This window comes from Magnetococcales bacterium (assembly GCA_015231925.1).
Classification (GTDB): domain Bacteria; phylum Pseudomonadota; class Magnetococcia; order Magnetococcales; family JADGAQ01; genus JADGAQ01.
This window is the reverse complement of the sequence record JADGAQ010000119.1, coordinates 1-12,764: the sequence shown is the minus strand read 5'-3', so window position 1 is coordinate 12,764 and position 12,764 is coordinate 1. Positions and strand designations below refer to the sequence as shown.

Genomic DNA, 12,764 nt, shown 5'->3' with positions numbered 1-12,764 from the left:
CTGAACCGGCCAAGTCTGAACCGGCCAAGTCCGAGCCCGCGAAGTCTGAACCGGCCAAGTCTGAACCGGCTCAGTCTGAACCGGCCAAGTCCGAACCGGCGCCGACGGAAGAGCCTTCCAAACCGGCGGGATCCGGCGGGCATACCGCACCTTCTTCAGGCACCAAGCCTCCGGGAGGTACCGATCCGGGTGATGACCATCCGACCGGTGGCGGTTCCAAGCCGGGTTGTTCCGGACCGGGCGCTTCCGGGCCTGGACAGTCGAAGCCCGGGCAGTCGAAGCCGGGTCGATCGGGTCCGGCCGTGACCGAACCCGTAACGGAACCGTTAACGACGGAACCGCCGACCACGGAACCGCCGACCACGGAACCGCCGAGTCAGTCCGGTGATTCCACATCGGGCCAGCTCGGTGAAAAAGGCTCCGAACCGGGTCATTCCGGCAAGGGTGGCTCCGACGGAAAGCATGACGAGCCAGCGGTGACGGAGGCTCCCTCCAAGCCGGCTGATTCCGGATCGGGAGAATGTCAACCGAACCAGGGTGATGGTGGTTCCAAGCCGAGCGGTTGGGATCACGACGGAAAAGACGATCACTCCAAACATGGGGAGAACGAACCGCCGACCACGGAACCGCCTGCGACGGAACAACCCGACAAGGGTCACTCCAAACCGGGAACGGCCGCTCCGGGTCATGACGATCATGACTCCAAAGAGGAGCATGGCAACAACGGCATCGGTAACGGTACCGATCCTCAGCCCCCCGGCGAACCGCCGGTCAATGATGGAGAGGGGTCGAAGCATGGCCAGTCCGGGCATGACTCCGAGCCGGAACCGGGCATCGACAAAGAGGGCACCAAGGGCAACGATCTTCTCATCGGAACCGATGGTGATGACAAACTGGCCGGCAAAGCCGGAAATGACACCCTGGATGGTCAGGGTGGGCAGGACGTTCTCATCGGGGATGCGGGCAACGACACCTTCATCTTCGGCGACAACCATGGCAGCGCCGTGGTCGATGGTGGCCAGGGCAGCAAGTGGACGGATGTGATCGACCTCTCCGATGCCGTGGACGGTGGTCCCGGCCACGGTGGGGACTGGACTCTGATTGTGGATGGTCAGCAAGTGAGCGATACGGATGCTCACGGCGCAATCGATCTGAACGACGCCTCGGGCAAGATTGTTTTCGAGGACGACAATACCCAGATCACCTTCCAGAATATCGACCGCATCGAGTGGTAGTGGTTCGAACATTAACCTGAGCAACAAAAGGCCCGGAGCGATCCGGGCCTTTTTTTTGTCCGGGAACCGGCGGTTTTGTGAAGCATTGAATGGTGTGATTATTGCAAACAGGAGGTGGAGGAACGGGGGCTCGCCAGGTGTGGACCCCGGAATTGCGGCACAGGATGAATGACCATGACGATGAAACGGGCCTTTCCAAGCCGTATGGGGGGAAGATCACTACTGGCGCTGCTATCAGGCTGGTGCGCCATGGCGGTATTTTGTCAGTCAGCGGCGCTTCAGGCTTCCAACCGACCCTTCTGGACGGCGGTGGATACGGCCATCTCGCGCAACCCCACCATCCACAGGGCCTTGGCCGACCTCAAATCGGCACGGGAGTCCAAACCCCTGGCCCTGTCGAAGATGTTGCCGACGGTGAACGTGCAGGCCTCCAAGGATCTGGATCAGGGCACGCACTACAAGAACCTCGGAACCAAAGCCGAGTCGGATCCCACCCGGGTGGAACTGCAGGTCAATCAGTCCCTGATCAACGTGTCCAACTGGAAGGGGCATACCCAAAGCGAACATCACATTCTGGCCTCGGAAGCCGATGTGGAAACGGCGCGGCAGAATCTGGTCCTGCAGGTGGCAACGGCTGCCGGCAACTGGCTGCAGTCCCGTGAGGTGCTGGCCCTGGGGGAAAACTATCAGAAGATTACCGAACGCCATGTTCAGGTGGCCAAACTGCGCTTCAAAGCCGGTGAATCGACGGCGACGGACGTTGAAGAGGCCAGCTCGCGCAATGCCCAGGCCAAGGCGACCATTGCCGTGGCACGCAACACCCTGGATCAGACCACCGCCACCTATCGGGAATTGGTGGGTGAGGATCCCACTCCCGATTTGAAATTGCCGGAGCTGGTTTGGGATAAGACGGTCGTCTTCGAGGAAAAACTGCCGGAGTGGATCGAAGAGCGTCCGGAGATTCGTGCCGCACAGGAACGGATCATCGAATCACGGGAAGGTGTGGGCGTGCAACGCGCGGCCCATCTGCCCAGCATGCGGCTGGCCTATACGGCGGGACGGACCTGGGATTCGGAATTGGGGGGAACCTCCGGCAATTCGCTCAAGGACACGGTGGATAACCACAGCGTGATGTTGATGTTGGATGTGCCCTTGTATGCCGGCGGGGCCACGGTTTCGCGCACCCGGCAGGCGGAGGCGGGCTGGGAACTGAGTCTGGCCAATCTCGACTCGTTGCGCAATCAGGCCATGCGGGAGGCCCGGCAGGCGAAGGCGGAGATGGAAACCACCGAAACCGGGGTCGCGGCCCTGGAAATGGCTCTGGAGTCTTCCGGCAAGGCTTTGTCCGGCATGGAAGAGGAGTTTCTGGTGGGGACGCGCACCCTTCTGGACCTGTTGGATGCCCAGAACGAGGTATTGACCATCCAGACCAATCTGGTGCGGCAGCGTTATCAGAATCAGGTGGCGCGGGTGCGCCTTTGGAATGCGCTGGGTTGGCCGTTGACCCCGGATCGTCTGGACAAGGGCCCTCGGGATAAACCACCCGAGGCGCGCGCCGAAGAGTATGCCCGCTCGCATGATCAGCCCTATACCGTCGGGGTGAATCTGCAGGCCCCGCGTATCGAGGAGATGCGGACGCCCGTTCCGGGGGACGAACGCTTGCCGCCACCTCCCAAAGCGTCGCAACCCGTCGAAGGGGCGACGACGCCGGTCCTGCCGGTGGTGGAGCAGGGGCCTTACCTGGTTCGCGCCGGCACCTATGTGGATACCGAAACCCTGATGAGGGTGGAACGCCAGTTGGCGGATCGCGGCATCGTTACGCGACGCCAGCCCTTCAAAAATCGGGAAGGCCTGCCCATGACCCGGCTGGTGGTGGGGCCTTTCGCCGATTTCGACGCCACCATTAAAGCTCGGGACTACATTCGTTTTCAAACCGGGCTGGCTACCGGCTGGCTGCGCAACCCTCAGTGGACGGGGCCGACGGAGGCCCTGCCGGAACAGGTGGCTTCCCAGGGGGAAGAGGACTCGCTGGTGCCATCCCTGGAAAAACTGGGTGGTGGCCGCAACGCCGGGGAAGAGGGCGGCGACGGCTTCTCCACCAGCGCGGCGGTTTCACGGTTGATGGAACGGGGTCTGGCGACCAACGGAGAGGCCCCGAATGTCGCTCCACCGCCTGCCGAAACGGAAATCGTCGCCGCCAAAGGCCCTCCGGAAGGTTTCCCTCCCGTACAGGATGGGGCCTATCTGGTTCAGGTCGGCTCGTTCCAGACGGCCACCGAAATGCGTACCGCCCTGCTGACCCTGAAGGGTGAAGGCTTTCCGGTGCGCATCGAGGAGATTCGCGCTCCCGACGGCAACAATATGCGCCGCCTGGTCATCGGGCCGTTTGCCCGTCTGGGGCAGGCCCTGCAGGCCAAAAACATGGTGACCCGCGCTTCGGGCATTACCGCCGGATGGATTCCCAATCCCAACTGGCGCGGCTGTGACGGCATGCGCGGCACCACCTTCTGGAACTGTTTCTCCCTCACGTCCGATGCCGCTCCAAAGTAACCATGGACCTCGATAAGCTGATGCCCCGGGCCAAGGCGGGAGAGTTGCTCTCCCGCTTTCTGCCTGTGGCCAAACTGGAACGGTTGTTGGGCTCGGGGAGCTTCGGCATCGTCTATCTGGCCGATGACGGCTGGAAGCAGACCGCCGTCAAATTCACCCCCATCTCCTACCGGCTTCCGGAAGGTTTAAGCCCCGAGGAGCGGCGCGACCGGACCGTGGGTTGGGACTGGCAGAGGCTGATGCGCCATCGCCACGAACTGGACCATCCGGTATTTGTGCAGATTCGCGACTTCTACAACTGCGATGAGGAGGATCCCGAGTCTCCGGTGGCCACCTGGGGTATCATCTGCATGGATTACTGGCCCTGGACCTTGCGCACCTACCTGAAACACCTTCGCGCCACCAATACCTGGACCCCGGTGCGACGCTTCACCCTCCTGCGCAACGCTTCCGAGCTGCTGTGGCGATTGCATGCCGAAACCGGTTTTGTCATCACCGATTTGAAGATGGACAATATCCTGCTGCGGGAGTTTTGCCTGAAGCCTCTGCCCATGGGCTGGGTCGATCTGGGAGGTCTGCAACGTCCCGGCGGGGCTTCCACCACTCAGGCCGAGACCACCACCGACTATTTGCCGCCGGAATATCATCGCCGGCAGATGCGGCAAATCGACGAGACCTCCATGGTCTACAGCTTCGGGCTGATCGCCTTCTATCTCCTGGAGGGGCGGTATCCCTTCGGCGCCTACGGTCGTGAAACGCCTTTCTACCGTTTGTTGCGGGATAACGGCGGCCCGGACTGGAAAGGACCAGCCGGTTCCGAAGCCTTTCGACCGGTTGTCGAACGCTGTTTGGCGGAAAAACGAACAGACCGTTATGTCGATTTCCACGCAGTGCATGCCGCCATCGTGAAGGCGGAGGCCGCACGCCCCGTCATCGGGCGTCCGGCCAAAATGCCTCTCAAAAAAACCTGCCTGCCCGGATATTCGGGGGAAAAACTCTGGCAGGAGCCGACCACCGGCATGGAATTCGTCTTCGTTCCGGGTGGCAGCTTCGAGATGGGGCAGTCGGAAGAGGAGGCCCGGCTGCTGAAAGAGCAGTTCGGGGAGGAGAAGTACCAACGCTTCTTCGCCCGGGAGTTGCCGCGCCACAAAGTGAGCCTGGACGGCTATTGGATCGGACGCTATCCGGTGACTCGCGGCCAGTTCCGTTGTTTCACCGAAGAGACCCTGCACGAAACCGATGCCGAACAGGAGGGCTTCGGTTTTTCCCTGAACGACGAGGGCTGGGGCGAACGCCGCGGTGTCAGTTGGAAGGAACCGGGTTTCCCCCAGGAGGATGATCACCCGGTGGTCTGTCTCACCTGGTTCGATGCCGGTCGATATGCCGCCTGGATGGCCCGTCGTACCGGGCTTCCGGTTGCGCTACCCTCGGAGGCCCAGTGGGAATATGCCTGTCGGGGCGGAAAAGGCGGCGCCTTCTCCTGCGGCGAGACGATTTCCACCGATCAAGCCAATTATGACGGTCGCTCGGTCTATGGATCCGGTGTTGTGGGGGCCTTTCGCCGGGGCACCACTCCGGTCGGGCAGTTCGCACCGAATCCTTTCGGCCTGCATGACATGCACGGCAACGTCTGGGAGTGGTGTGCGGACCGCTATGTGGAAGACTTTTATGGCCAAAAGGAGGCTTCCCGACGCAATCCGCTCTGTGTTGGCGAACCCGATTACCGGGTGCGTCGTGGCGGCTCCTGGAGTTTTGATCCGGCCTATCTGCGCTGCTCGTATCGGGGGCGTAATCGCACCGACAGCCTCTATTCGGATATCGGCTTTCGCCTGGTGATCTGATCGGGTTGTAAGGCGATTCTTAATGGATACGATATCGGTATCGCAATAATACAAGATTATTTTGCAATAGCGCGATTTCTCTATTGCGATACGGAATATTCGGGCAAATAATAGCCATGTCGGGCCGGATGATGTGCCGAGTGACCACTCCGACGCCGGGTTTGTTGGGAATGAGTTGTCGTGGTGGATGTCACAACATGAACAACGAGCGTCGTGAACATCTACGGGTAACCCTGTCCGTCAAATCGGCCTTGTATTGCCCGTTCGGCTTTTTGGTGAACGTACCCGTGGCGGATATCAGCTCGGGCGGTCTTCGTCTCGATATCCCCATTTTGGATCAGCGTTTTTCTGGCCAGAAAGGGTTGTTGAAGCTCTTTTTTCAGCCGGGAAATTCCTTTCCGGAAATGACCTATACCCTTGAGATTCCCTGCCGCCTGGTTTGGATGAATGGGCAGGGCGCCGGGATTGAATTTCTCAACGCCGATCCGGTTCTTCGCAGTTCCCTGGATGACTTGGTTCAATCGGGCCGCTCCGCTCTCTCGCAAGAGGATGGTCACTCCCAGGATTGCTGAATCCCCAGGGCCTTGGCCGATTCCGTCTCACCGTTTTTCCGCACCTCTCCATCTCTTCCCCAACGCTGATTTTGTTCTGTCGTTTTGCCGTTTCGTTGGTATAGGATAAAATCGCTTTGTAACGGTTTCGTTACATCATGCCGTTTTGCCGGCTTGACGTGTCATAATTTTGTAAAATTTTTCAGGCAAGCCCGGCTTCTAAATAAACCATTATCTATCTGTATCGCTTTTGGGAAGGGATCGGTTGCGGAACCGGCTTCCCTTGCGGGCTTTACGACTCTTGCGTTTGGAGGTCAACGATGTCGACTGACCTGATGGCCCGCGTCGAACGGCTGCGCAGGGAGAAGGATGTTCAAAAGGTTCTGATCGCCTGTCACGAGATGGCCATGAAAGCACGCTCTCCGGAGTCGCTTCTGGAAGGAACGCTGGAGTTGTTGCCTCAAGTGGCTTTTCTGGGAGTGAGGGATAAAGGGGTCGCCTTCCGCGTGGACAGGCACACGGAGGAGATGGTTCGGGTTGCGCAACGCAACATGAAAGAAGTCATCCCCGAACGCTGCCCCCGACTCGATGACGGGCGTGGCAACGTGCCGATTTACCTGGACGGCCAGTTGGCGGGCATGCTGGTTCTGTTTCTGAAAAACGACGCTCACCAGGACCCGGAGTGTCGCCACTTTTTGGAGAGTACAGCCGGTATCCTTGCCGAAGCCCTGAAACGTTTCGCCGAGGAAGATTCTGTTCTCCAGGGGGCGGAACTGGCCCGTCTGATCATCGAAACGGCGCCTTGTGGCGTGGTCGTGGCGGATACAAAGGGTCTTATCGGCATGTTCAACAAGGAAGCCGAAGCCCTTTTTGGCTACCAGGGTGCGGAAATCATCGGGCGGAATGTGCAGGACCTGGTGCCACCCCCCTGGAAACAGCTCCACAGCGAGGCTTTTCAACGTCTGCAGAAGACCGGGGAGAGCCAGATTCCGGGGATGCCACCTTTTGAAATCGAAGCCCTGCGCAAGGATGGGAGTCTGCTCCCGGTCCGGCTGGTGGTGAACCGGATGGTCATCCGCGGGCAGAGCTTCTTTGTAGCCATGATTGCCGATATATCCCGGGAAAAATCCCTGCGCAACGAGCTGCTCCAGGTAGAGCGCATCATTATCGAAAGCGCCCCGTTCGGTATTGTCGTTACCGACGAAAACGACACCATTCAGATATTCAACTCCGCTGCGGAGGCCCTATTCAGCTACAGAAGGGAAGAGGTCGTCGGTCACAAGGTCAGAAAACTGATCCCCATCGGCTTGAAAGCAGCCCAATCAGGGGATGGGAACCATGCTTCGGAGTCGGGTGATGCCCTCGCTTCGGGCGGCACGGCCTACGAAGCTCAGGCGAACCGCAAGGATGGCAGCGTCTTTCCCATCCGGCTGGCGGTAAACCCCTTGATGATGGAGGGGAGACCCTCTTTCGTGGGCATGGTGGTCGACATGACCGAGGAGAAGCGGCTCTATTCCGAGCTGGTTCAATCGGAAAAGATGGCGGGTTTGGGCAATATGGTGGCCGGAGTGGCCCATGAGATCAATACCCCGGTTGGCATCGGGGTGACGGCGGCTTCCGAGCTGGAAGAGAGCAACCTTGCCTTCAGCACTCTGGTGGAAAATGAGGGGATTTCGGAAGAGGAGCTGTACAACCACATCGACAAGGTGAGACGTTTGTCGAAGTTGATACGCCGCAATCTTGAACGGGCTGCCGAACTGGTGCACAGCTTCAAATCGGTGGCCGTGGATCAGTCCAGCGAGAAGTTGCGTGCCTTCAAAGTGCGGGAATATGTCGAATCGGCTGTTTTGACTCTGCATCACGAACTGCGCAATACCCGGCTTGGGATTATGGTGATCTGTTCCAATGATCTGGAGATCCGCAGCCATCCGGGGGCCTTGTCTCAAATCGTGATCAATCTGATCAACAACTCCCGCATTCATGCCTTCGAACCGGGTGAAGAGGGCGGCATCATCATGGAGTTCAAGGCTGAAAGGGAGCGATTGCGCTTTTCCTACTGCGACGATGGCAGGGGCATGGAGGAGGAGACCCGTCGCCGCATCTTCGAACCGTTTTATACGACCCGCCGGGATCTGGGCGGCAGCGGACTGGGTATGCACATCGTCTACAATCTGGTCACTCAGACTCTTGGGGGTACGATCACCTGTCAAAGCGCTCCCGGTTGCGGCATGTGCGTCGAAATCGAGATTCCGCTGCAGCGTTGAGGCACGGATGTTTGCCTCACCGGTTGAGTGGTGATAGGCTGATTTTGCTCATGCGGGCCATCGTGGCGACCCTTTTCCGGGGCAGGAGGAGAGTCATGGTCCTGGATTCGGGTGGTCGCCGATATCGAGAAGAAGATGCGTCGCTCTCCGGTTCGCCTGCCAGGCCGGGCATCCCCCGGAACAGATCCCGGATGCGGCACAACGGCAGGCAATAGGGCTCCGCTCTCGGGGCGGATGCCACGGGGAGTCGAACCTTGCGATGGTCGAAGACGCCCTGAACCAGGCCGGTCCGGGGGGTGTCCGGGTTCGTCTTTCAGAGGAGCCCTGATATCAAAAGTGATTGGCGCATGCCTTGCAACAATCCCCGACAGCCTAACCGCCACAAGGAGGGACCATGGAGGAGAAGAGGGAAGGGCGCATCCTGATGATCGACGACAAGGTGGAGGAGGAGTTGGCCACGGTGGTGCGCGCTCTGGGTCGGCTCGGCTACGAAGTGCATACCAGCGTCAACGCCGCCGGCGCCTTCGCCAAACTGAAAGAGGTGCCGATCGATGTGGTCATTACGGATTATAATATGCCCTTTGTAGACGGCATGGAGTTGTTTCATAAGATAAGAGCAAAATTTCCCGAAATGCCGGTGATCATGATGAGCGGAGTCGGTTCTACCGACGTGGTGGTCGAGTTCATGAAAGCGCGGGGCACCGATTTTCTTTCCAAACCCCTCAATATTCAGGAGCTGGATCAGAAGATCCGTCGCGCCGTGGGCATTTCCCTGCATCAGGAACTGGCCCATCTGCGCAAAACCCTGGAGACGGTCAAGGGACATCTCAACCTGGCCTCCGCCAACGGGCGCACCATTTACGCCGCAGCCGACCGCATCACCGGCAGCGAAGCGGCCGTGCGGGAGATTCTGGTCTCCTCGCGCAATCTGGGCCAGAATCTCACTGCGGCCATCAAGGCCATCGAATCACACGAGATGAATACGGAAAGCGATGGGTAAGATTCTGCTGGTGGACGATGAGGAGGAACAGATTCTGCGGCCTCTGCAACGGCAGTTGGGTCGGGCATTCGGCGCTGTAAAGGTCGAGGCCGTGACCTCCGCCGCCGCCGCATTGCGTTTCGCCGAGGAAGAGACGGTTGACGTGGTGGTTTGCGACATCATGATGCCCGATCTGGACGGCTACGATTTTTGCCGGGCCTTTCGCGGCAATCCGTTGAATCTGGGTTACATCATCCTGCTCTCGGGTCGGGACGGCGGCATCGCCGACGGATTGCGTGCCGGGGCGGATGTCTACTTCCGCAAGCCTTACGACATCGACGATCTGGTGGCCCAGATCGAAAAAGGGCTGGACGTAACCCGCAATCGCCTCCATTCGGTTCAGGACGGTTTGACCGGCCTTTTCCTGCGACGCATCTTCGACGCGGTTTTCACTTTGGAAGCCGCCAAGTTGCAACGAAATCCCAGCCCCCTCTCGGCGATACTCTTCGATCTGGACCATTTCAAGCGGGTCAACGATACCTACGGCCATCCGGTCGGGGATCTGGTACTCAAGGAGGCGGCGGAGCTGCTGAAAAAATGCAGTCGCAAAAGCGATCTCTTCGTGCGATTCGGTGGCGAGGAGTTTCTGCTGCTGCTTCCGGGAGCCAGTCCGGAAAAAACCCTGGAAATCGCCGAGCGGCTGCACACCGCCATGGCGGAACACCGCTTTCCCGAGGTCGGCCAGGTGACCGGAAGTTTCGGGGTGGCCACCACCACACGCCATCCGCAGCATCTGGTGGACCGGGTGGATAAGGCTCTCTACGCCGCCAAGGCCGCAGGCCGCAACCGCATCATGGTGGCCCCTTCCGAAGCGGAGCCGGCGTCTTGAAACCGATGGTTCCTCCGGGTCTCGGCGGCGGGGCAACCCCACCGAAGCCCCATCGTCCTGAAAAGTTGAATACCGCTACAGCGTTTTTATCTCCAACATGATCCACTTCTCCGAGCCTCGGGTATCGCAGATCATCCGGCCTGAAACCAGCACCGGAAGGGAGCGTCCCCGTTCCATTTTGAGGGTCTTGGGTACGTCATGGGGTTTGCTGTTGGCCAGAATCTCCTCCAGGAGTTGCCCGAAATCGGCTTCCTCGAAAAGACTGCCCACCGGGGCATTGCGCAGTTCCAACGAAGAACGATTGGAGAGCTGCAGGGCGGAGGGATTCATGTAGCGGATGCGGCCCATGGGGTTGGGTGTGCAGAGGATCAGCCCGGTGGACAGGGAGGTGATGATATCCTGAAAAGCCCAGCGACTGTCGTTCAGATTGCTGACCTCGTTTTCCAACTCCCGCTGCTTTTCCATGCTGGCTTTGAAAAGCCCGACCTCCTCCAAACCCCGGCCAACCACGGCAGACAGCTCATCGAAAGCACAGGGTTTGCGCAGATAGACATCGGCGCCGACGTGCAAACCTTCCGGCATGCCCCCGTCGCGACCGGTCAGCATGATGATGTAGAGTCCCAGGTTGTCGGAATCTTCGCGAATGGCCCGGCAGGCGTCGATGCCATCCATGACCGGCATCATGACATCCAGGATGACCACATCGGGATGGTACTTCGCCACCATTTCCACAGCCTGCCGCCCGTTTTCCGCCTCCAGAATGGCATCCGGTCCGTAGACACGCCCGAGTTGCCGTTTGAGGGGTTGACGGATCTCTTCGTCATTGTCGTCGACAATCAGGATTTTGGGCATTCGATGGATTCCTTCAAGCCAAAGGGAGGGTAAAACAGAAGCGGCTGCCCTGTCCGGGGATACTCTCCACCTGAATGGCCCCGCCTTGCATCTTTACCAGCTTGGCCGTGATGGGCAGACCGAGGCCGGTTCCTCCCGCCTGCCGGGTCGAGCTGTTGTCCACCTGCTCGAAGGCTTCGAAAATAAGCCCCAGCTTTTCGGCTGGAATGCCGCAACCGGTATCTTTTATGCAGAAGCGCACCAGCGCACCATCCCGGGCGGCATCCAGGGAAACGGCGCCCTGACCGGTAAACTTGATGGCGTTGCCCAACAGATTGAGCAGGATCTGTTTGAGGCGTCTTCCGTCGGCGCGCACCACCAGGTTTTCGTCCAGGCGGGTCTGAAGGGAGAGCCCCTTCTTTTCCGCCAAAGGACGCACCATGAGCAGGCATTCCTCGATGCAGGGCGCGACGATTTGAGGATCGAGGTGCAGACTCAGCTTGCCGGCTTCGATGCGGGCGAAGTCGAGTACGTCTTCGATCAGCGCCAGCAGGTGTTCCACCGACTTGAGCCCCTGGCCGGCGATATCGGCCACCTCCTCCCGAACCTCGGTCATGGCCGCCAGAAAAGCGCTCTTCCGGCCAGGGTCGTCCAATGCGTCGATCAGGGATTTGAGCTTCTTCATGCCGGTGAAGAGGTGAAACTGGCTTTTGAACTCCTCGAAAGGACCTTTGGTGCCCTGCAGTGGCGTGCGCAGCTCATGACTCATCATGTGCAGAAAGTTGCTTTTTGCCTGGCTGGCGGCTTCCGCCGAGCGGCGCAATTCGGTTTCCCGCTGCCGGGCCTCATCGAGTTCGCACATGTCCCGGTAAGAGCGCAGCGCCACTTTGATGGCCGTTTTCAGCCGGCGGCTGGTCAGGTCGGTCTTTTCCAGGAAGTTGTTGATGTCGTATTCCTCGAAGATCTTGTCTTCGGGGAACTGACCCGCCTGGCCGGTGCGCAGCAGGATGCGCAGTTTCTGATTGCCAAGCTCTTCCCGGATGAATCGCACCACTTCCAGCCCGGCATGGCTGGTCTCCATGACCACATCCAGCAGAACGAGGGCGGCATCCGGATGATTTTTCAACAAGGCCTGGGCATCCCGCCCCGAATAGCCCGATGCCAGCTTCAACGACCGCCCTTCAAAGATGAAATCCCGCAGAATCTCTTCCGTCAGAAGATGCACCTGCCGGTCGTCATCGATAACGAGGATCTTCCACGGCGGGCCGGAGGAGGGGAATTCCACCTCCTGAGAGGGGGTCTTTTTTTTGAAGACCATCAGCTTCTTGCCGGTTCCGGCTGGCATGTCGGTCATGAAAGGTCCGCTCCTGGAAAATGGCACCCTGTTTGAGACCAAGAATAGCAAATATTCGCCCGTTCCGCATCCCGAAACGGCCTGTCCGACCATTTCGGCTTCAACAACCTGAATCGAAAGTTGCAGGGGGGTGATTTTCGGAGGGTTTCGGTAAACACTACAAGGATGGTTCCGTCTTAGTAACTATTCAGGATCCCGTGCAGCGCAATATGACGAAGTCAACGGCGAAAGGAAAAGTCCCAGGGGTACCCCCTGGACCCCATGGGGTCG

The 12,764-nt window shown here is 59.3% G+C and carries 9 protein-coding genes; 7 read left to right on the top strand and 2 right to left on the bottom strand.

The annotated features are described in order from the left end of the window. The 7 genes from HQL56_12985 to HQL56_12955 all read left to right on the top strand — a co-directional run. Positions 1 to 1,235: hypothetical protein (locus tag HQL56_12985; GenBank protein ID MBF0310434.1), on the top strand; the 1,235-nt coding region annotated here is incomplete at its 5' end. A 174-nt stretch (positions 1,236 to 1,409) separates the two neighbouring features. Beyond that, the gene (locus tag HQL56_12980) at positions 1,410 to 3,785 is read left to right on the top strand and encodes a TolC family outer membrane protein (GenBank protein ID MBF0310433.1); all 2,376 of its coding nucleotides are present in this window, start codon (positions 1,410 to 1,412) and stop codon (positions 3,783 to 3,785) included. Between the two features lie 2 nt (positions 3,786 to 3,787). Further along, positions 3,788 to 5,626, top strand: coding sequence for an SUMF1/EgtB/PvdO family nonheme iron enzyme (locus tag HQL56_12975; protein ID MBF0310432.1), 1,839 nt, complete (start codon positions 3,788 to 3,790; stop codon positions 5,624 to 5,626). Between the two features lie 197 nt (positions 5,627 to 5,823). Next, complete coding sequence (locus HQL56_12970; protein ID MBF0310431.1) at positions 5,824 to 6,198, top strand: PilZ domain-containing protein; 375 nt, start codon at positions 5,824 to 5,826, stop codon at positions 6,196 to 6,198. Positions 6,199 to 6,497: 299 nt separating this feature from the next. After that, positions 6,498 to 8,441, top strand: coding sequence for a PAS domain S-box protein (locus HQL56_12965; GenBank protein MBF0310430.1), 1,944 nt, complete (start codon positions 6,498 to 6,500; stop codon positions 8,439 to 8,441). A gap of 394 nt (positions 8,442 to 8,835) precedes the next feature. Then, a complete protein-coding gene (locus HQL56_12960; GenBank protein MBF0310429.1) occupies positions 8,836 to 9,441 on the top strand; it encodes a response regulator in 606 nt (201 codons plus the stop codon). Next, positions 9,434 to 10,309 carry a diguanylate cyclase gene (locus HQL56_12955; GenBank protein MBF0310428.1) on the top strand — a complete coding sequence of 292 codons (876 nt, stop codon included), beginning with the start codon at positions 9,434 to 9,436 and terminating at the stop codon, positions 10,307 to 10,309. The genes HQL56_12960 and HQL56_12955 overlap by 8 nt, the downstream gene beginning before the upstream one ends. Positions 10,310 to 10,384: 75 nt before the next feature. Here HQL56_12955 and HQL56_12950 read toward each other — a convergent pair whose 3' ends face one another. Then, on the bottom strand, positions 10,385 to 11,161 hold the full coding sequence (locus tag HQL56_12950) for a response regulator (protein ID MBF0310427.1): 777 nt from the start codon (positions 11,159 to 11,161) through the stop codon (positions 10,385 to 10,387). 13 nt (positions 11,162 to 11,174) lie between these two features. Then, complete coding sequence (locus HQL56_12945; GenBank protein ID MBF0310426.1) at positions 11,175 to 12,494, bottom strand: hypothetical protein; 1,320 nt, start codon at positions 12,492 to 12,494, stop codon at positions 11,175 to 11,177. Positions 12,495 to 12,764: the final 270 nt, after the last annotated feature.